Origin of the sequence: Kitasatospora sp. NPDC002551 (genome assembly GCF_040296005.1) — a bacterium.
Taxonomy (GTDB): Bacteria; Actinomycetota; Actinomycetes; order Streptomycetales; family Streptomycetaceae; genus Kitasatospora.
This window is the reverse complement of the sequence record NZ_JBEOWI010000012.1, coordinates 127,287-147,346: the sequence shown is the minus strand read 5'-3', so window position 1 is coordinate 147,346 and position 20,060 is coordinate 127,287. Positions and strand designations below refer to the sequence as shown.

Below are 20,060 nucleotides of genomic sequence, written 5' to 3'. Positions count from 1 at the left end.
TCCCCCCTCGGGCGGGCCTGCGCGGCGCGCTCACCGGCCGGCCCGGTGGCCTCGTGTGTTCCGCCCCGGCGCCTCGGCCGCCGGGGCGGACTGCCCCGGGGGCGCGCTCCCGCGGACCGATGTTTGAGAACGGTCGTTCTTGACCGAGCGTTCCTTAACTCGTAGAGTCCTGGCCATGGGAAGACCACGCGCCTTCGACGAGGAGCAGGCTGTTCGGGCGGCGGCGGAGTTGTTCGCCGTGCGCGGGTACGAGGGGACCTCGGTGGACGATCTCGTCACCGGGCTCGGTGTGCACCGGGGGAGCCTCTACAAGGTGTTCGGGAGCAAGCGCGGGCTGTACCTCGCCGCGCTGCGCCGGCACCTCGACGAGGAGGTGCTGCCGCTCGCGGCGGCGCTGCGGGAGGCGGACGGGCTCGGCACGCTGCTGGCGCAGGCGGTCGCCGCGTTCGACGGCGGACCGGCCGCCGGGTTGCTGCTGTCGGCCGCCGTGGAGCGGGCCGGGAGCGATCCGGAGGTCGGCGCGCTGGTCGGCGAGGGGATGGCGGCGCTCGACGGCGCGGTCGAGGCGGTCGGCGGCGCCGGGAGCGGGACCTCCGGAGTCCTCGCCGCGACCGTCCTCGGCCTGCGGCTGCGGGCCCGGGCCGGTCTCGGCGGTCCGTCCGCCGACGCCGTCCTCGCCTTCGCCGGCCGCGTCGGCTGACCCCCGGCCGGCCCGGACACCTGCCGGTTCACACAGTCCATCAGTCAGTGGGAGGAAACAGTTCCATGGCCCGTGTCAGCATCACCGAGCACACCCTCGTCGTCGAGATCGACGGCCTCGACCGGCTCTGGGCGATCCGCAGCCGGATCGAGATACCGCTCGGCAACGTCCGGGGCGCGACCGTCGACCCCGGGATCTTCCGCGAGCCCAAGGGGATCAAGGTCGGTGGCACGCACTTCCCGGGGGTGATCACCGCCGGCACCTTCCGCTCGGGCGGCGAGTGGGTCTTCTGGGACGTCAAGAACCCGGCCAAGGCCGTGGTGATCGAACTCGCCGACGAGCGCTACAGCCGGCTGATCGTGGAGGTCGAGGACCCGCGTGCCACCGTCGACCTCGTCGAGCACGCCAAGCGGCCCGCCGCCTGACGGCGCGCCGGGACGTCGGGCGGCCCCTAGGGTGAACGGGACCCACCGCCGCGCCCCCCGACCGGAGCACCCGTGCTGCACCTTCGTCTGATCGTCCCCGTCGACCTGCGCGACACCGTGCTGACCTGCCTGGACGACTGCGTCGGCGTGACCCACGTGGTCCTGCTGCCCGACGCGGCCGTCCGGCCCGCCGGGGACGTCGTCCTGTGCGACGTGGCCCGCGAGTCGGCGGACGAGGTGCTGGCCGGGCTGCGCGCGACGGGGCTGCCCGACCGCGGCGCGATCGACGTCCAGGAGGTCGAACTGACGATCTCGGCCGCCGCCGACGAGGCCGAGCGGCTCGCCCCGGGCGAGGGCGCGGACGCGCTGGTGTGGGAGTCGGTCTCCGAGATCACCCACGAGGAGTCCACCCTCACCGGCGTCTACCTGGCCTTCCTCACCGTGGCGACCATGCTGGCCGCCTGCGGCGCGGTGCTGGACAGCGCGATCCTGGTGGTCGGGGCGATGGCGGTGGGGCCGGAGTTCGGGCCGCTCGCCGGACTCTGCGTGGCCCTGGTGCAGCGGCGCGCGCGGCCCGCGCTGCGCTCCCTGAACGCGCTGGTCGCCGGTTTCGCGGTGGCGATGGCGCTGACCGTCGCGTTCTCGCTGCTGATGGACGGTCTCGGGCTGTTCAGTCACGAGCGGTTCGACGCGGCCCGGCCGAACACCTCGTTCATCTGGCAGCCGGACGCCACCTCCTTCGTGGTGGCGTTCCTCGCGGGCATCGCCGGGCTGCTCTCGCTGACCTCGGCCAAGGCCGGCATGCTGGTCGGCGTGGCGATCTCGGTGACCACGGTGCCCGCCGCCGCCAACGCGGCGGTCGCCCTCGGCTACGGGGACTTCCGGCAGTTCTGGGGCTCCAGCCTGCAACTGCTGCTGAACATGGCGGGGATCGTGCTGGCCGGGGTGCTCACCCTGCTGGTGCAGCAGGGCGCCTGGCGGCGCATCCGCGCCCGGGCCGCCGAGAGCCGCCGGTCCGCCGCGAGTCGCCGGTCCGCCTGAACGGCCGGATCCGCCTGTCCGCCTGGTCAGACCGGAACGCCGTCGCCCCCGGCCGCCGCCCGGGACCGCGAGCCGTCCGCCGCGGCCGGCGGCCCGTCCGGCACCACCAGCGCCGCGCCGTCCCGGGGTGGCGCGGCCACCGCCCGCCACCAGCGCCGCAGCGCGGGCGGCGCGGCCGGCTCGAAGGGCTTGCCGGGCCGCGGCACCGCCACCCGGGCACCCTGCGCCCGCGCGGCGGCGACCACCCGCTCGGCGGGCTCCTCCCACGGGTGCGGCGCGAGGTTGAAGGTGGCCCAGTGGATCGGCAGCAGCAGCTCGCCGCGCAGGTCGAGGTGGGCCCGCACGCCCTCCTCGGGCGTCATGTGCACATCGGGCCAGAAGTCGCTGTACGCGCCGACCTGCATCATCGTCGCGTCGAACGGGCCGAGCCGGCGGCCGATCTCGGCGAAGCCGGCGAAGTACCCGGTGTCCCCGCTGTGGAAGACGGTGCGCCCGCCGCCGGCCACCACCCAGGACGCCCAGAGGAACAGCGGGCTGGTGCGCGGACCGCGGCTGCAGTAGTGCCGGGCGGGGGTGGCGGTCAGGGTGAGGCCGGCCACCTCGGCCGACTCCCACCAGTCGAGTTCGACGATCCGGCCGGGCGGCACCCCCCAGTGCTCCAGGTGCGCCCCGACGCCGAGCGGGACGGCGAAGGCCGCGCCGGTGCCGATCAGCGCCCGGACGGTGTCCATGTCGAGGTGGTCGTAGTGGTCGTGGGAGACGACGACCAGGTCGACGGGGCCGAGTTCGGCGAGCGGCAGCGGCACCGGGTGGAGCCGCTTGGGCCCGGTCCACGAGAACGGGGAGCAGCGCTCGCCCCAGACCGGGTCGAACAGCACCCGGCGGCCGCCGATCTCGGCGAGCACCGTGGCGTGGCCGAGCCAGGTGAGCCGCAGGCCGGAGGCGGGCGGCTCGGCGAGGTCGGCGGGGAGCAGCCGGTGCAGCGGCACGGCGGCGGCCGGCAGCCGGCGGGCGCGGTCGGCCGCCAGCTGGGCCCGGGTGATCTCCAGCGGGCTGCGCGCGGAGACCAGCCGGCGGGTCGGAACGGGGTTGCGGAAGGCGCCGTCGGTGAACTGCGGCGAGCGGCGGATCCGGGCCAGCCGTTCGCCGCGCGGCTCGGCGCCGAAGGCGTCCGTGCGGACCCGGTGCCAGGCCGCCCGGGGCAGTCCCGCCAGGCCGGGGGACGCGCCGAGGGCGGCGGACAGGGCCGAGGACAGGCCGAGGGCGCGGGAGTACCACGGGGCGGCTGGGCGGGGCACGGCACCTCCAAGGACGGCAACGGATACCTGGCATGCCGGGGCGCGTACCGCCGACCGGCGCGCCGGTTCGGTACGACAACCATCTCGTCGGAGATTACTCGTGCTCGGCTCTCCGGACCCGGCGAGCGGCGGCCGCCGTCCGCCGACCAGGGGCCTTCCCCCGTGATCAGGCGTAGAAACGGGTGATCGTCTCGGCGACGCAGTGCGGCTTGGCGCTCTCCGCGCTGGTGATGGTGAAGCGGACCACCGCCTGCACGCCGCCCGGCACCTCGGTGGCGGAGACCAGCTCGGCCTTGGCCCGGATCGCCGTGCCGACCGGCAGCGGGGCGGGGAAGCGGACCTTCTCCGAGCCGTAGTTGAGGGCCATCCGCACGCCCTCGACGCCGTAGCACTCCTTGGCCAGCACCGGGATCATCGACATCGTGAGGTAGCCGTGCGCGATGGTCGAGCCGAACTGGCTCTCCTTCGCCCGCTGCGGGTCGACGTGGATCCACTGGTGGTCGCCGGTCGCCTCGGCGAACAGGTCGATCCGGGCCTGCTCGACGGTGTGCCACCGGCTGGTCCCCAGCTCGGTGCCGACGGCGGCGGTCAGCTCGGCGAGGGAGGCGAAGGTCGTCACAGGGCGCTCCTGGGGCAGGCGGGAGGGTCGGCGGTGCGGGTGCTGCTGGTGCTGCGAACTCCGCAGAGTATGCCTACTCGCCGGTCACCTGTCAGGGGTTCCCCGGAAGGCCGCCCGCCCGCGCTCGGGCGGCGGCCGTCAGGAGTGCGGGACCGGGCGTCCGGAGGGGCTCAGCCGGCGGCCGCTGATCAGTTCGGGCACCAGCGAGACGAACATCGGGTCCGGCTCGCCGACCCAGGGCCGCAGGCCGGAGCGCAGCGCGCGGCGGACCTGCTCCGGATCGCGCAGCACGTCCGCCCGGCCGTGCACCAGCACGCTCCAGCCGGTCCGGGTGACCGGGTCCAGCTGGTCGGCCTGGAAGGCGACCACGGTGCCGTCCAACCCGCGCGCGGTGGCGCTGCCCCGGCGCACGGCCAGCAGCAGGCGCCCGTCCGGCGCCACCTCGAAGGAGACCGGCAACACGGCCGGCAGCGCGTGCTCGGTGTACACCACCCGTCCGACGGGCACGGTGCTGAGCAGGCGCAGGCACGTGTCCGCGCCGAGTTCCTCCAGTTGGTCGTCACGGTCCATGGGTCCGATGGTCCCCCTCCCGGGAGCGGACCGACAGGGCCCATGGTCCCGGTGCGGCAGGGCCTTGCGGCACGCCTCCCGGCGCCCGCCGGAAGGCCGCGACGGTGCCCGGACGGTGCCCGACGGCGCCCGGGTGGTCGGCCGGACGCGGGATCCGGCCCGGAACGCCGACCCGGAGTCCCGGTGGCGGCGGGGCGGGACGGTAGCCTGCCCGGCGGTGGCACCGGGGCACGCCGGGCGTGCCGGGGGCCGTACGGCGCCGCCGCAGCAGGCGGACGGCGCGCGGCAGGGCCGGGGCGGACGGCGCAGCGGACGGCGGAACGGTTCGGCGGCTCCGGGAGGCCGGGGCCGGGCAGGAGGGGGCGGTGCGGGTGGCAAGCGGGGTCGATCTGGTGGTCATCGGGGCGGACGGCGGGCCGGACCGCGCCTTCGGGGCGTCCGCGCAGGCGGCCGGGGGCGCCCGGTTACTGGCCGAGGTGCTGCCGGGGATGTGCTTCGACGCGGGCGCGGCCGGCAGCCGGGTCGCCGTGGTGGACCCGCGCGCGGACGCCAACACCATGCTCACCGCCGTCCGGGAGGCGGCCGCCCGTCCGGGGCGCTGGCTGCTGGTCTGCCTGGTGGGCCAGTTGGTGGCCGACCCGCGCGGGCGCCGGCTCGCCCTGGTGACGGCGGGCTCCACCGCCGACAACGCCTACCGGCGCGGTCTGGCCTGGGACTGGGTGGTCAGTGCGATGGTGCACGGCGACCAGGAGGAGGCGCTGCTGCTGGTCGACGCGGTGGCCGACAAGGACACCTGGGCGGCGCTGGAGCGCGGCGGCGGCGAGGACGGCGCGGGCGAACTGCTCAGCTACCCGCGGGTCCCGCTCTGGGGGCGGATCGGCCGCCACGCGCCGGGCCGCTACACCCCGGGCAGACGCGGCCGGGACGCCGTCCTGCCGGGCGGCCCCGGCTCGTTCAGCCAGGCGCTCACCACCGTGCTCCGTCAGGGCGTCCCGGGCGCGCCCGCAGCCGTCGGACCGCACGAGCTGCAGCCGGCCGTCGGCGCCCTGCTCGACGGCGGCGCCCCGCACGACGGCACCGGCGCCGGTGCGCCGTCGAACCAGCACGACGCGCCGGGTGTGCGCCTGCTCGTTCCGCCGGAGGGCGGGCGCCTTCTGATGCGCAATCGGGCGGCGGTTCGGGGCGCATTGGCCGGATTGTCGCTTTCCGAGGAACTGTTGGCCCTTCTGTGGCGGGAAAACACACCGACGGATCCGCCTTCCGCGTAAGGTCAGGAAGCCCGAGGTGTTGCCGTGAAGGCCCGGTTTGGCGAAGAATCGATGTTCGCGGGAGAGCGCCGGCGGGACGGCGGAATTCTTCTGGCGACCCCGGACCACACCCGGGGTCGGCTGCGACGAGGTGGGGCGATGCGGCAGCGCGGAATTGTGTTGCGCCCTGGGGCCGTTGGGGCCGGTGGGCTGGTTCTGGCGTTGCTGCTGGGCGGCTGCGCGGGCAGCGGGTCCGGTGGTTCCACCGATCGGTTGGGGACGAATGCGCCCACGGTTGCGGGGGTGACGGCGGTCCCTCCTTCGGGTGGTTCCGCAAACGTCGGGAACGCGCCGACCGACGGGCCCGAAGGGGCCGCCGCGAGAGCGGCCCTGAGCGCCTATCAGGACTGGTGGCAGGCGCAGACGGAGGCGTTCGGGAGGGCCGATTCGGACGGTTCCAGATTCGAGATCTTCGCCTCGGGCAAGGCGCTGACCGAAGCCCTGGTGAATCTCCGTCAGCTGCACGAGGCGAAACTGGTGATGACGGGTGAGCCGCGGAATTCCGCGGTGGTGAAGTCCCTCGACCTGACCGCCGATCCGCACACCGCCGTGATCGAGGACTGCCTGGACGTGTCCGGGTGGCACCAGGCGGACGCCGCCACGCTCGCGGTGAAGGATCCGCCTGACCGGCTCAACCGGTACGTGGCGACCGTTTCCCTGCGACTGTTCCAGACGCGCTGGCTGATCAACGAGTTCAAGCGGGAGGTGGGACGCACATGCTGAAACCGGTACGGCGATTGGTGATCGGCACGCCGCTGTTCGCCGGATTACTCCTGGCTCCGACGGGCACCGCGGCGGCCGATCCTCCCAACCCCACGGGGGGCGCGACGCACTGCGAGATCACCGTCATCTGCAACGACGGGGGCCAGCACGGGAGCACGCCACCTCCTTCCGGCGGTGGCGGAGGAGGGGGTGGGGGCACCTCGGGGCCGCAGCTCTGTGTTTGGAACGGTCAGGTCCTCGCCTGCAACGACCCGGAGCTGGGCTGGTTCAGCGCCAGCAGCGGCTGCTACTACCGGGCCCTCAACCCGCAGCCCCCGGCCGGGGATCGGAGCTGGGAGGGACATGACCCCAAGGACGGGACGGTCTACAACGTGACCTGCCGTTCCTCGGACGGTTCGATCACTCCGACCGAGTCGAAGTTCCTCGCCCAGGCGCCCGTTCCCGCACCGCCGGACCCGCGGGCCGAGGCCGACCGGTACGTCCACCAGAAGATGTACTTCCAGCCCCCGGTGCTCGGGTTCGCGCCCAAGAAGGACCCGGTGGTGGGAGGGAACGTCTGGCTCTGGCTGGAGGACCCGAAGAAGCCGGCCACGGACGTGCTGGACCTGGGCACTCTCAAGGTGACGGTCACCCCCCGGGTGGCCTCGGTGAAGTGGGACCTCGGCGACGGCACCAAGGTGACCTGCAAGGGAGAGGCCGCGGTCGGCACCCCGTATGACGTCAAGTACGGCGCAGCCCCGTCGCCCACCTGCGGCCACGTCTTCAAGACCGGCTCCGGTACGAAGAAGAACGGCCTGTTCACCGGCAATGTCGAGGTCGTGTGGATGAACGACGTGAAGGTGTCCGACGGCACGAAGGTCGACCCGATCGAGATCCGGGTCCACGTGGACCAGGTCAGCTTCCGGGTCGCCGAGGTCCAGGTCCTCAACTAGCCCGCCCGCCGACCACGGCGGCACGCACAGCAAACCCCGACGAACGATGCAGGAAGGCCGAAGCCCGGTGGAGAACCGTACAGTTGCCACGCCCGGCCCCGGCGCGACCGCCACGGCGAGCGCGGGCGCCGCCGCGTCCGCCCCCGCGGCCGTGCCGGAGCAGCGGCGCGGGGCGCCCCGCACCCCCGGGCGGACGCTCGGCGCGCGGCGCCGGCGCCCCGCCGTGCTGGCGATGGCGGTGGCCCTGATAGCCGCCGGCGGGCTGGGCGGCGCGGTGCTGTACAACAGCACCGGCCAGCGGGTCGCGGTGCTGGCGCTGGCCCGGGACGTGCCGTGGGGCCAGGCGCTGACCGAGGCCGACCTGGTGGTCGTCCGGATCGCGAGCGACCCGGCGCTCAAGCCGCTGGACGCCGCCGACCGGGCGAGCGCGGTCGGGATGCGGGCCACCACCGACCTCCACCGGGGCGGGCTGCTGACCAAGGCGGACCTCGCGCAGTCGCTCGTCCTGAAGCCCGGTCAGCTGCTGGTCGGCGTCTCGGCCCGGCGCACCCAGCTGCCGGCCACCCGGCTGCAGCCCGGGCAGCCGGTGATCGTCGTCTACACCCCGGACGGCGCGCGGTCCGAGTCGCTCGCCGCCACCGTCTACGCGGTCGGCCGGGTGGACCCCGACGGCAGCCAGGTCTTCGACGCCGTCGTCGACCAGGCGGAGGCGGGCAAGCTCGCCGCCTGGGTGTCCACCGGGCGGATCCAGGTGGTGGTGGCCCCGCGCGCGGCGGCCGGCACGCCCGCCGCCGGGGCCTCCGCCCCGGGCGCCCCGGCCACCGGGGCGGCGGCGTCCGGCGCCCCTGCCTCCGGCGCCCCTGCCTCCGGTGCGCAGTCCACCTCCGCGCGCCCCGCCGCGTCCGGCGCGCCCGCGGCCCCCGCCGCGTCCGGCGCCCCGGCCGGGGCGGGTGGGAACTGACATGGCCGTCATCGCGGTGGTCGGCGCTCCGGGGGCACCCGGCGCGACCACGACGGCGCTGGCGCTGCTGCTGGCCTGGCCGCTGCGGCCCGGCCGCCGCATCCTGCTCGTCGAGTGCGACCCGGACGGCGGCGCCGTGCTGGCCGGCGCCCTGGAGGGCCGGGTGGAGGCGGTCTACGGGCTGCGCAACCTCGCCGTCGCCGACCGGCGCGGGCTGCTCGCCCAGGCCATCTGGGAGCAGCTGATCGACATCTCGCCGGAGGGCAACGGCGAACGCCTGCTGCTGCCCGGCCTCACCGACTCCACCCAGGCGCCCGGCCTCGCCTACACCTGGGAGCCGCTGATGGAGGTGCTGCACGGGCTGGAGCCGCACGGCTACGACGTGATCCTCGACCTCGGCCGCTCCGGCGCGACCGGTACCAGCGCGGTGCTGGCCCGCCGGGCCGACGTGGTGGCCGCCACGGTGCGCACCACCCTGCGCGGGCTGAGCGCCGTGCGGCCCCGGCTGACCCTGCTGGCCGAGGACCTCGCCACGGCCGGCACCGGCGCGGACGCGCTGGGCCTGCTGCTGATCGCCGAGGGGCCGTACTCGGGGGCCGAGGTGTCCCGGGAGTTCGGGCTGCCGGTGCTCGGGCTGCTGCCGCACGCGCAGCGCACCGCCCGGGTGCTGTCGGACGGCGGGGACGTCACCGACCGGCGGTTCGTCCGCTCGGAGCTGATGCGCACCGCGCGCTCGGCTGCGGACGAGATCCAGTTGGCGGTCCGCCGGCGGCGCCAGCGGCTCGCGCCCGCCCCGGTCCAGCCGGCGCAGCTCGCGGCGGGGGCGCCGACGCCGCCGGCCCCGGTGCCGGCCCCGGGGCCGGTCGCCGCGTCCGCGCCGCAGCCGGACGCGGCGGGGTACGACTACGCCCGCCCCGCGCCGGGCGCCGTCCCGCAGCCCGCGCCGCCGGGGCAGCAGGGCCAGCCGGTCCAGCCGGGTCAGCAGGTCCCGCCGCCGCAGTCGGCCCAGCCGTACGGGTCGTCCCAGGCGTACGGGTCGTCCCAGGCGTACCAGCAGCCCCAGCCGCACTACCCGCAGCACCAGCAGCACCAGCAGCCGTACGGCCCGGTGCCGCCGGTGATCACCACCGGTCCGGTGGCGCCGCTCGCCGGGCTGGCGCCGCAGCCCGCCGCGCCCGCGCCGTTCCCCGGGCACGGCGGCCCGCCGCAGCCGGCGGCGCCGTACCCGGGGCAGCCCTACCCGGGCGCCGAGGCGACCGCCGCCCAGCCGTACCCGGGACAGCCCCACGCCGGGCAGCCCCACACAGGACAGCCCCAGGCCGGACAGCCCCACCCCGGGCAGCCGTACCCGGGGGCCCAAGCCCACCACGAGCCCGTCGACGGGGAGGTGCTCCGTGCGCGGTAGCCCGCTGCACCAGCAGCCCGCGACCGACCCGGCGGCGCTGCCCTGGGCGACGCCGCTGCCCGGTCCGGTCCATCCGGTGGCACCCGGCCGGGTCGCCCCGGCCGACCAGCCGCAGCCGCAGGCCGCCCAGGCCTACGCCCAGCCCCAGGCCCCGGCCGGCCACGCCGTGCCGACCGTCGCGCCCACCGCCGTCCCCTCCGCGCTGCCCTCGCTCGACCTGCGCGGCGCCGGCACCCGCCCGGCCGTCGACCCGCAGGTCGCGCGCGAGATCAAGCGCCAGGTCGCCGCCGAACTGCACCAGCAGATCACCCGGCTGACCGCCGGCTCCGGCACCGAGCCGGACCGCGCCACCCGTCGCCAGCGCGGCCGCGCGCTGATCGAGGAGGCCGTGGCCCGCTGGTCCGACGCCTACGCCCAGACCCACGGCATCCCGCCGACCAGGGAGCAGGACCGCGCGCTCGCCGAGGCCGTCTTCGACCTGCTGTTCCGGGCCGGTCGGCTGCAGCCCTACCTCGACGACCCGGAGATCGAGAACATCCTGATCAACGGCTGCGACGACGTCTGGGTCTCCCGGGTCCACCAGCCGCTGCGCCAGGTCCCGCCGGTCGCCGACAGCGACGCCGAACTCGTCGAACTGCTCCAGGACCTGGCCCGCCAGCACGGCGGCGGCGAGCGCACCCTGTCCACCGCCAGCCCTACCCTCGCCCTGCGCCTGGAGGGCGGCATGCGCCTCCAGGCGCTCACCGAGGTCACCCCGCGCCCGTACGTGGCGATCCGCCGGCACCGGGTGGCCTCGGCGACGCTGCCCGAGATGGTCCGCCTCGGCACCCTGGACACCACCCTCGCCGCCTTCCTGGCCTCGGCCATCCGGGCCCGGAAGAACGTGATGATCACCGGCACCCAGGGCGTCGGCAAGACCAGCCTGCTGCGCGCGATGGCCGCCGAGATCCCGCCGGACGAGCGGATCGGCACCCTGGAGTCGGAGTTCGAGCTCTGGCTGCACACCCTCGGCCACCTGCGCCAGGTCGTCCCGATGGAGGCCCGCGAGGGCAACGGCGAACGGGTGGACGGCCGTTCGGCGGGCGAGCTGACCATCGGCGACCTCATCCCGGCCGCGCTGCGGATGACGCTCTCGCGCATCATCGTCGGCGAGGTCCGCTCCGGCGAGGTCGTCCCGATGCTGCGCGTCATGACCAACGGCGAGGGCGGCTCGATGTGCACCCTGCACGCGCGCGGCCCGCACATGGTCGTCGACCGCATCGCCGAACTCTGCCTGGAGTACGGCTCGCACATGACCGACGCGCTCGCCTACCGGCTCACCGCCAACGCGGTCGACCTCATCGTGCACGTGGCGATGGTCGACGAGACGCACGTCGGCGGACGCCGGCACCGCTTCGTCTCGCACGTCCTGGAGGTCGCCGGTCTCGGGGAGAGCGGCCGGCCCGCGCTGAACACCGTGTTCGGGCCGCGACCCGACCTCGGCGAGCCGCGCGCCGTCCCGCACACCCCGCCGCAGTGCCTGGACGACCTGCGCCGGGCCGGCTTCGACGCCGCGCTGCTCGGCTCCCGGTACGGCAGCTGGGCCGCACCGCTGCAGCTCCGGATCGGCGGTGGCGCCCGATGATGCCGCTCTTCGTCCTCTGCGGGCTGGCCCTCACGGCCGGCCTGGTCGCCCTGGCGGTCTGGGCGCGCGGCAGCGACCCGGCCGGGGAGGAGGAGGCCCACGAGCCCAACCCGCTGGCCTCCCGGCTGCACGTGTTCTGGTACGGCGCGCCCGGCACCGCCTCGCACCGGGTCGCCCGGCTGCGCCGCGTCCAGGTGCCGCTCGCGCTGATCGGGGCGCCGCTCGCCTGGCTGTTCACCAGCATCCCGCTGACCGTGCTGCTGGTGCCGCTGGGGGTGTTCGGCCTGCCCTGGCTGTTCGACGCCACCCGCTCGGACACCGACCGGATCGAGCGCCTGGAGGCGCTGTCCGAGTGGACCCAGCGGATCGCCGACGTGCTGCTGCTCGGCGTCGGCCTCAACCAGGCCATCGTGACCAGCCGGCGCACCGCGCCCGCCGCGATCGAGGCCGAGGTCGGCGAGCTGGCCGCCCGGCTGCAGGCCCGCTGGCGGCCGGAGGAGGCCCTGCGCCTGTTCGCCGACAGCATGGCCGACGCCACCGCGGACAAGGTGCTGGCCGCGCTGCTGCTGCGGGCCGGGGACAGCGGGCCGGGCCTGGCCAGGGCGCTGGCCGACATGGCCGACTCGGTGCGCGAGGAGGTCCGCCAGCGGCGCACCATCGAGGCCGACCGGGCCAAGCACCGCACCACCATCCGCTGGCTGGTCGGCATCATCCTGTTCGTCGTGGTGGTGGGCTCGTTCAACACCGAGTACACCCGCCCGTACAGCACCGCGCTCGGGCAGATCGTGCTCGGCGTGGTCTGTGCGCTGTTCGTCGCGGTGATCGCCTGGATGCGGGCGCTGGCCTCGTACCCGCCGGTGCCGCGGCTGCTGGAGCCGGACCGGCGCAGCCGTCCCGGCCGGTCGCTGCGGCGTCGGCGCGGCGCGGGCGGCGCGCAGGGCACGGACGATGCGGGCGACGCGCCCGATCCCGGCGCCGCGGCCGGGGCCGACAGCGGCGCGCGGCTGCTCGGGGAGGCGCGATGATCTCCCCGTGGTCCGTACTGGCCGGTGCCGTGGCGGCCGGCGGCGTCGCCATGCTGATCGCCGAACTCCGGCCCGCGCCGCCCGACCTGGGCCAGGCCCTGGACCGGCTGCACCGCTCCCCGGCCGACCGCACCCCCGACCCGGACGAGCGGCCGCGCTGGTTCGACCGGATCGGCGAGCGCTCCGTCCGCCTGCGCGGGGTGCGCGTTCCCGAGCGGGAACTCGCCCTGATCGGCCGCACCCCGGCCCGGTTCATGGCGCACAAGCTGCTGTTCGCCCTGCTCGGCCTGGTGCTGCCGCCCTACCTGGTGGTGGCGGCGCTGCTGATGGACGTCAACCTGCCGTTCGCGCTCCCGCTGGTGGTCGGGCCGCTGCTGGCCGCGATGCTCTGGTTCGTCCCGGACGCGATCGTGCGCGGCGAGGCCAAGGAGGCGCGGGTCGAGTACCTGCACGGCATCGCCGCCTACCTGGAGCTGGTCGCGATGGAGCGGGCCGCCGACCTCGGCCCGGCCGAGGCGCTGCGCCGCGCCGCCGCGGTCGGGCGGGGTGCGGTGTTCCTCCGGATCCGCGACGCGCTGGACCGGGCGGCCACCGACCGGCTGCCGCCGTGGGCCGGACTGGACGCGCTGGCCGTGGAGCTGGGTCTGACCCCGCTCCAGGACCTCGCCGACATCATGCGGATCTCCGGCACCGACGGGGCAGCCGTCTACGACACGCTGCGGGCCCGGGCCAAGGGCCTCCGCGGCGAGCTGATGGCCGAGGACCTGGCCCGGGCCAACGCCGACAGCGAGCGGATGGTCGCGCCGGGCTCCGCCCTGACGATGCTGATGACCGTTCTGATCATCTTTCCCGCGCTCTACAAGATGCTCAACTGATCAGCACCACCGCGGAGGCCGAAACCTCCGTCACCACACCACATCCCTGGGAGCACTCTGATGAACGCTCATCTCAAAGCACTGATCGGACGATTGGCCGGCGCGACCCTGCTGCCCATTCAGCTCGCCCTGCTGCTGTTCCACATCCGGATGGGCCGGGCCAGGGCCGCCCGGGCCCGCGGCGACAAGGGCGCCATCAGCATCGAACTGGCGCTCGCCGTCATCGCGCTGGTGTTCATCGCGGGTCTGGTGACGTTCGCGCTGGTGGGCCTCAAGGACAGGGTCGTCGGCAAGGTCAACGAGGACCCGGACTACCACGGGGAGAACGGCCCCAAGTGACCCGCCGTCGTCGCCTCCGCCGTTCCGACCGGGGGTCGATGAGCCTGAGCCTGGCCATCGTCTTCCCGGTCGTCCTGCTCCTGGTCCTGGCCGTCGCCCAGACCGGGCTGTGGTGGTACCAGCGCCAACTCGCGCTCAGCGCTGCCCGCGAGGGCGTCGACGCGGGGCGGATCCAGGGGAACCGGAGCGACGAGCAGAAGAACGAGGCGGCGCGCCGGCAGGCGGACGACTTCCTCAACCGGCAGGGCAGCCGGGAGCACCGGGTCGTCACGGACGGCAGTTCGCCGGAGCTGATCCGGGTGACCGTCGAGGTGAAGGCGCCGGTGATCGTGCCGTTCATCACGTCGCCGACCGTCACCCAGTTCGCCGAGGCACCGCGCGAGCGCTTCGTCCCGCCGGAGGTGGTGGGGCCGTGAGCGCTCGGGTGCGGTGCCGGTCCGCGCGGCCGGCCGGGTGGGTGCGGCGGTTCGCCGCGCGCCTGCCCGGCCGGTCGGCGCGCGGGCGCGACGGCGGCAGCGCCGCGATCGAGGCGGCGATCGTCGCGCCCGCCGTGGTCGCGCTGATCCTGGTCGCGGTCGCGGCGGGCCGGGTGCAGACCGCCGCCGGCACGGTGGAGGCGGCGGCCCGCTCCGCCGCCCGGACGGCCTCGCTGGCGCGCAGCGCCGACGGGATGGACGGCGTGGCGAAGAAGGCCGCCGAGGACGCCATGCAGCAGCAGGGTGTGCACTGCCGGAGCAGCGAGGTGGAGGTCCGGCACGGCGAACTGGTCAGCCACGGGACGACGCTGGCGACGGTCGAGGTGACGGTGCGGTGCGAGGTGGGTCTCGGCGACCTGGTCGGCGGGCCGAGCGTGCCGCTGTCGAAGACCCTCACCGGCCGGTTCGTCTCGGTGGTCGACCGGTACCGCGGGCGGTGAGCCGGCCGGTGGGTGAGGATGTGTCAGGTCGTGGGTCGGGTGGTGACGGGGTTGTGAGGACGAGCGGGCCGGACGGGGATTGGGGAGCCGTCGGGCGGGGGAGACGCATGCGGAGGGCGCCCTGGGGAGGGCGGACGGACCGGTGGGGAGGGAAGGCCATGGCACGCGGACGCGCGGTGCGGCAACTGCGCCGCGCCCGGCTCGGCGGGCCGTTCGGCGCACGCACCGACCGGGGCGCGCTGTCGATCTTCGTCGCCATGTGCGCGGGCTACGTGGTGCTGGTCATCGCCCTGGTCATCGACGCCGGCGGCAAGCTGCGGCTGGCGGAGCGGGTGGACGGCTACGCCCAGGAGGCCGCCCGGGTGGGCGGTCAGCAGCTCGACGAGGCGGCCCTGTTGCAGGGCGAGGGTTACAAGGTGAAGCGGGCGTACGTCGAGGAGGCGGCCAACAGCTACCTCAAGCTGTTCGGCCTGAACGCCTACAAGGTGGAGTTCTTGGACGACGGCGCCACCGTCGTGATCACGGTGCGGGCCGAGTTCCGCCCCATCATGCTGGGCGACCTCGGGTTGGTGAAGGTCACGGGCAAGGGGAGCGCCACCCTCGTCCACGGAGTCAAGGAAGCGGAGACCGACTGATGGCCGCGCCACGCGTCAAGGACCAGACCCGTGCCGGGCGTCCGGCCCGGGGTGTGCCCACCACCACCCCCGCGTCCGGCCGTCGGCCGGCGCCGCAGCCGTCCCACCGGGCGGGCGGCGGCGGGCGTGGCCGGGGTGGCGCCGTGCTCGCCGCGCTCGCGGCGCTGATCACCCTGCTCGGACTGCTCGTCGGCGTCCCCGCGCTGCTGCTCTACGGCACCCGCGCGGTGGCCGACATGGGCGAGCTCGCCCCCGACGGCCTCGGCGCGCTGCTGACCAGCCCCGACGACGGGCGGCTGTTCCTGTGGCTGCTGGTGGTGGTCGGCTGGGTCGGCTGGGCCTGCTTCGCGTTCTCCGTGCTGCTGGAGATCCCGGCGCAGCTGCGCGGCCGGGTGGCCCGGCGGATCCCGGCCTTCGGCTGGAGCCAGCGGGCCGCGGCCGGCCTGGTCGGCGCGGTGATCGCGCTGCTGCCGGTGGCCGGCGGGGCCTTCGCCGCCACGGCCGAGCACGCCCCGGCGCCCGCCGCCGCGGCGGCCTCGGTGACGGCCGGCCCGCAGCGCGCCGCCCTGCCCGCCGCGCAGGCGGCGCCGTCGGCGGCGCCCGGCGCCGAGCAGCAGGCCTCCTACACCGTGCGGGACAGCCGTCCCGCCGACAGTCTCTGGACCATCGCCGAGCGCCAACTGGGCTCGGGGGAGCGGTGGGTGGAGATCGCCAAGCTCAACGACGGCCGGGCGATGGACGATTCGGGCACCCGCTTCGACGCGGACCGGCCGATCCAGCCCGGGTGGACCCTGCTGATGCCGGCCGACGCCAAGCCCGACGAGGCCAAGGCCGCCACCCCCGCGCCCGCGCCGGCTCCCGCGCAGGCCGGGACACCGCAGAGCGCCCAGGCCGGCGGCACCGTCACGGTCCAGGACGGCGACAGCCTGTCCGCCATCGCCGAGCGGGCGCTGGGGGACGCCGAGGCGTGGCCCCGGCTGTTCGAGGCCAACAAGGGCGCACAGGCACCGGACGGGGAGCGGCTCACCGACCCGAACGTCGTGGTGCCGGGCATGGTCCTCACCGTTCCCGGCGCGGCCGCGCAGGCGCCGGCGCCCGCCCCCGACCAGGCGCCCGCGCCGGCCGCCGAGCCCGCCCCGGCTCCGACCCCGCCGCCGCCCGCACCGGGCACCCAGGCGCCCTCCGCGCCGGCCGCCAAGACGCCCGCCGCGCAGCCGCCCGCCGCCGAGGCGCCGGCCCCGGCCGAGGCCCCGGCGTCCGCGCCCGCCCAGGCCCAGCCGCCCGCGCCGCAGGCCGACGCGCAGGCGCCCGCCGCCCACGCCGAGCAGGCCCCGGACGACGACTACACGGTGGCCCTCGCCGCCTCCACCGTCGGCGTGCTGCTCGCCGCGATCATGGTCGGCGCCGTCGCCCGTAAGCGCGGCGGCCAGCTGCGCCTGCGCCGCCCGCTGCAGCGCATCGCCCTGCCCGCCGCCCCCGCCGCCGCCTTCGAGGCCGAGCTGAAGGCCCGCCAGGACGACGCCGGCCTCGACCTGCTCGACCGCGCCCTGCGCAGCATGGCCCGCAACACCGTGCGCGGCGGCAAGCGGCTGCCCGCGATCGTCGCCGCCCGGATCACCCCCGGCCGCACGATCGAACTCCACCTCTCCGGGGCCGCCGCCCCCATCGCGCCGTTCCGCGCCGCCCACGCGCCCAACATCTGGTGGTGCGCCGCCGACTCCGACGGCCTGCTCTCCCCGTCCCAGGCCCGCAAGACCGCCGCCCCCTACCCGGCGCTGGTCACCCTCGGCTCCGCCGCCGACGGCTCCGTGGTCCTCGCCGACCTGGAGACCGTCCGGCTGCTGCACCTGTCCGGCCACCCGGACGACGCCCGCGACGTGCTGCGCACCCTCGCCCTCGAACTCGCCCACAGCCCGCTCGCCGACCGCCTCCACCTGCACCTGGTCGACCTCGCCGAGGAGGTGCCGATCAGCGGCCCCGCCGCCGAGCGGATCCACCGCCACACCACCCTGGAGGCCGCGCTCGCCGCCCTCGGACCGCGCACCGCCAAGGCCCGCGCGACGCTGGTGGCCGCCGAGGCCGCCAGCCCCCGCGAGGCCCGCAGCCGCGGCCTGGCCGACGAGTCCTGGGTCCCCGAGATCGTGCTCTGCGCCCACCAGCCCGGCGGGGAGGTGCCGGCCGAGCTCGGCCGACTGCTCGACGCCCGCCCGCGCACCTGCGTCGCCGTGATCACCCGGGCGCCCGAGCGCGGCACCGGCCCGGTCGCCCGCTGGACCCTCCCGGCCACCGGCCAGGCCGTCATCCCCGGCCTGCACCTCACCCTGGAGCTCCAGCGGCTGACCACCGGCCAGTACGAGCAGGTCACCGAGCTGCTGCGGACCGCCGACGACATCACCCAGCACCCCGCCCCCGCCTGGACCCTGGACGGCGAGGAACTGGAGCCGGCCGACCTGCCGGTGCCGGTGCTCGCGGGCGTCGGCGCCGCCGGCGGCCCGGGCGCGGACGGCCCGGCGGCCTTCTCGCTCGCCGCGCTGGAGGCGCTGGACGCCGCGGACGATCCGGACGAGGACACCGACAGCGGCCCGGGGGCGGCCGGGCCGCGCCTGCTGGCCCGGGTGATCGGCACGGGCGTCAGCCCGTTCGCCGGCACCGACCCGGTGGCGCCGATCCCGGCCGCCGCCGGACCGGCCGCGCTGCCGGCTCCGCGGCACCTCATCAACGGCCTCGGGCGTCAGGTCGGCGCCTCCGCCGTGCCGACCGGCCCGGCCGCCGCGTTCCCGGTCGCCCCGGCGACCGGGGAGCCGGCGGTGGAGGGCTCCGGCACCGACACCGGTTCCGGTTCCGGCTCCGACTCCGGTGATGGGGACGAGACGACGCAGAACCTCGGCCTGCCGGGCGCCGTCGCGCCCGTCCAACCGGTGGCCGCGGTGCCCGCGCTCGGCGCCGCGCCCGTCCCGACCGCCGTCCCCGAGCCGGCCCCCGTTCCCGAGACCGCTCCTGCCCCGGCCCCCGCTCCGGTGCCCGAGCCGGTGCCGACGCACGACCCGGCCCCGGCGCCGCCCGCGGCCGCCGACCCGCGCGTCCCCGCCCGCCCCGAGCCCGGCCCGGCCGCGTCCGCCCCGGTCGCCCGCACCACCCCCGGCCGCAGCGACAGCGACGACCTGCTCGCCATCCTCCGCTCCCCGGAGGCGCACGCCACCCGCAGCACCCCCCGGATCCGCCTGCTCGGCCCGGTCGACGTCGCCGGCACCGGCGGCAGCGCCGAACCCGGTGCGGTCCTCCGGCTCACCGAGCTCGCCGCCTACCTGGTGCTGCGCCCCGGCGCCGACCACCTCGCCCTCGACCACGACCTCCACCCCGGCGCGGCCCACCTGGACCCGCACCCCACCACCCCGGACGCCCGCGGTCCGCTGCCCGACAAGCTCGCCGACCTGGCCGCCTGGCTGGGCAACGCCCCGGACGGCCGGCCGTTCCTGGCCACCGACTCGACCGAGGGCTACACCTTCGCGCCCGCCGTCACCTGCGACTGGGACGAGTTCCGCAGCCTCTACCGGCGCGGCATGCGCAGCACCAGCGCCACCGCCGACGCGGCCCTCGCCCACGCCCTCGCCCTGGTCCGCGGCGCCCCGTTCGCCGAGGCCCCGCCCGCCGCCTTCGGCTGGGCCGAGAGCGAGCGGCAGGACATGATCGCCGCGATCGTCGACACCGCCCACGAACTCGCCGCCCGCCGCCTCCAGTACGGCGACCACCGCAGCGCCGAGGCCGCCGTCTTCCGCGGCCTCGCCGTCGCCCCGGACGTCGAACTCCTCCACCGCGACCTCTTCTACGCCTACGCCTCCGCCGGCGCCCGCGACCAGCTCCTGCGCGCCGTCAACCGCCTCGACGCCCTCAGCCGCCGCACCGGCCGCGACCTGGACGCCGACACCGTCGCCCTCCTCCGCGACCTCCTCGCCGGCTCCTGACCCCGCCCCCGGAGTAGGAAGTCGGCCCAGCCGACTTCCTACTCCACCACCACCCCGCCTGCTGGAGCGGGAAGTCGGCCTGGTCGACTTCCTGTGCTTCCCGGGCCCGCCCCCACCTTGCCCGGTGGCGGCGCGGCCCTGCTCACTGGCGGCCGATCTCCTGAGCTTCCTGGCCCGCTTCCATCCCGCCCGGCGTGCCACCCACCCCGCTGGAGTGGAAGGGCGAGCGGACCTCATGGGCGTCCTGACCCACCTGCACCTTGCCTGGCGGCCTCGCACCCGACGGCCGCCCCGCCTGTCGGAGCGGAAAGTCGGCCTGGTCGACTTCCAGGGCGTCCTGGCTCGCCACCGCTTTGTCCGGCCTGTTGGAGTGGGTTGTCGGCTCGGCCGATCTCCCGGCTTCTGGTCCACCTCCATCCCGCGCGGCAGCCCTGCCTGTTGGAGGTCGGCTTGGCCGAATTCCCGCTCCGACAGGCGGGGCGGCCTCTGCTCGCTCGGTGGGGTACCCGGGGCATGTGGGGTCCGGTGTCGCTGTGCCCCTCCGGGCACTTCGGTGGGCGCGGTGCGGTGGGTGATTGCCTGTTGGGGAGAAGCTCGGAGCCTGGCTTCGGGGCTGTTGCGTGGTGGTCACTCGGAGGGGCGGGGCGGCGGGGGGCGCGCAAGGTCGACCCGGCCTGGATCGGGTGTGGCGGGATCTCGTAGG

General features: G+C 76.1%; 19 protein-coding genes. 16 read left to right on the top strand and 3 right to left on the bottom strand.

The genetic code is table 11. From position 1 onward, the window contains the following. Window positions 1–175 precede the first annotated feature (175 nt). From ABT093_RS14320 to ABT093_RS14310, 3 genes are all read left to right on the top strand, one after another. Entirely contained in the window at window positions 176–700 is a 525-nt protein-coding gene (locus ABT093_RS14320; protein ID WP_350564022.1) for a TetR/AcrR family transcriptional regulator, read from the top strand. Between the two features lie 65 nt (window positions 701–765). Next, window positions 766–1,125, top strand: a complete 360-nt coding sequence (locus ABT093_RS14315; protein WP_350564020.1) for a hypothetical protein — start codon at window positions 766–768, stop codon at window positions 1,123–1,125. A 72-nt stretch (window positions 1,126–1,197) separates the two neighbouring features. After that, a complete protein-coding gene (locus tag ABT093_RS14310; RefSeq protein WP_350564019.1) occupies window positions 1,198–2,166 on the top strand; it encodes a DUF389 domain-containing protein in 969 nt (322 codons plus the stop codon). A 26-nt stretch (window positions 2,167–2,192) separates the two neighbouring features. On the opposite strand, the gene ABT093_RS14305 is transcribed toward ABT093_RS14310, so the two are convergent. The 3 genes from ABT093_RS14305 to ABT093_RS14295 form a co-directional block, all read right to left on the bottom strand. Further along, a complete protein-coding gene (locus tag ABT093_RS14305) occupies window positions 2,193–3,380 on the bottom strand; it encodes an MBL fold metallo-hydrolase (RefSeq protein ID WP_350564055.1) in 1,188 nt (395 codons plus the stop codon). A 250-nt stretch (window positions 3,381–3,630) separates the two neighbouring features. Next, window positions 3,631–4,083 carry a MaoC family dehydratase gene (locus ABT093_RS14300; protein ID WP_350564017.1) on the bottom strand — a complete coding sequence of 151 codons (453 nt, stop codon included), beginning with the start codon at window positions 4,081–4,083 and terminating at the stop codon, window positions 3,631–3,633. A gap of 138 nt (window positions 4,084–4,221) precedes the next feature. Further along, window positions 4,222–4,653, bottom strand: coding sequence for a pyridoxamine 5'-phosphate oxidase family protein (locus tag ABT093_RS14295; RefSeq protein WP_350564016.1), 432 nt, complete (start codon window positions 4,651–4,653; stop codon window positions 4,222–4,224). Window positions 4,654–5,024: 371 nt separating this feature from the next. On the opposite strand from ABT093_RS14295, the gene ABT093_RS14290 reads away from it, so the two are divergent. From ABT093_RS14290 to ABT093_RS14230, 13 genes are all read left to right on the top strand, one after another. Continuing rightward, window positions 5,025–5,921: a hypothetical protein gene (locus ABT093_RS14290; RefSeq protein WP_350564014.1), complete on the top strand. Its 897-nt coding sequence runs from the start codon at window positions 5,025–5,027 to the stop codon at window positions 5,919–5,921. A gap of 24 nt (window positions 5,922–5,945) precedes the next feature. Continuing rightward, a complete protein-coding gene (locus tag ABT093_RS14285) occupies window positions 5,946–6,683 on the top strand; it encodes a hypothetical protein (protein WP_350564013.1) in 738 nt (245 codons plus the stop codon). Beyond that, on the top strand, window positions 6,677–7,615 hold the full coding sequence (locus ABT093_RS14280; RefSeq protein WP_350564011.1) for a hypothetical protein: 939 nt from the start codon (window positions 6,677–6,679) through the stop codon (window positions 7,613–7,615). Before ABT093_RS14285 ends, ABT093_RS14280 begins: the two co-directional genes overlap by 7 nt. Window positions 7,616–7,682: 67 nt before the next feature. Then, window positions 7,683–8,576, top strand: a complete 894-nt coding sequence (locus ABT093_RS14275; RefSeq protein WP_350564009.1) for an SAF domain-containing protein — start codon at window positions 7,683–7,685, stop codon at window positions 8,574–8,576. Window position 8,577: 1 nt separating this feature from the next. Beyond that, window positions 8,578–9,981: a hypothetical protein gene (locus ABT093_RS14270; RefSeq protein ID WP_350564007.1), complete on the top strand. Its 1,404-nt coding sequence runs from the start codon at window positions 8,578–8,580 to the stop codon at window positions 9,979–9,981. After that, window positions 9,971–11,605 (top strand): TadA family conjugal transfer-associated ATPase, encoded by a 1,635-nt coding sequence (locus tag ABT093_RS14265; RefSeq protein WP_350564006.1) that lies wholly within the window; start codon window positions 9,971–9,973, stop codon window positions 11,603–11,605. Before ABT093_RS14270 ends, ABT093_RS14265 begins: the two co-directional genes overlap by 11 nt. Continuing rightward, window positions 11,602–12,630, top strand: a complete 1,029-nt coding sequence (locus ABT093_RS14260) for a type II secretion system F family protein (protein ID WP_350564004.1) — start codon at window positions 11,602–11,604, stop codon at window positions 12,628–12,630. The genes ABT093_RS14265 and ABT093_RS14260 overlap by 4 nt, the downstream gene beginning before the upstream one ends. Beyond that, entirely contained in the window at window positions 12,627–13,505 is an 879-nt protein-coding gene (locus ABT093_RS14255; protein WP_350564003.1) for a hypothetical protein, read from the top strand. Before ABT093_RS14260 ends, ABT093_RS14255 begins: the two co-directional genes overlap by 4 nt. A gap of 60 nt (window positions 13,506–13,565) precedes the next feature. Then, complete coding sequence (locus ABT093_RS14250; protein ID WP_350564001.1) at window positions 13,566–13,844, top strand: hypothetical protein; 279 nt, start codon at window positions 13,566–13,568, stop codon at window positions 13,842–13,844. A gap of 38 nt (window positions 13,845–13,882) precedes the next feature. Then, window positions 13,883–14,260 carry a TadE/TadG family type IV pilus assembly protein gene (locus ABT093_RS14245; protein ID WP_350564000.1) on the top strand — a complete coding sequence of 126 codons (378 nt, stop codon included), beginning with the start codon at window positions 13,883–13,885 and terminating at the stop codon, window positions 14,258–14,260. Then, complete coding sequence (locus ABT093_RS14240; RefSeq protein WP_350563998.1) at window positions 14,257–14,760, top strand: TadE/TadG family type IV pilus assembly protein; 504 nt, start codon at window positions 14,257–14,259, stop codon at window positions 14,758–14,760. The genes ABT093_RS14245 and ABT093_RS14240 overlap by 4 nt, the downstream gene beginning before the upstream one ends. A 158-nt stretch (window positions 14,761–14,918) precedes the next feature. Continuing rightward, window positions 14,919–15,395, top strand: coding sequence for a hypothetical protein (locus tag ABT093_RS14235; protein WP_350563997.1), 477 nt, complete (start codon window positions 14,919–14,921; stop codon window positions 15,393–15,395). Then, entirely contained in the window at window positions 15,395–19,357 is a 3,963-nt protein-coding gene (locus tag ABT093_RS14230; protein WP_350563995.1) for a BTAD domain-containing putative transcriptional regulator, read from the top strand. The genes ABT093_RS14235 and ABT093_RS14230 overlap by 1 nt, the downstream gene beginning before the upstream one ends. The last annotated feature ends 703 nt before the right edge of the window (window positions 19,358–20,060 follow it).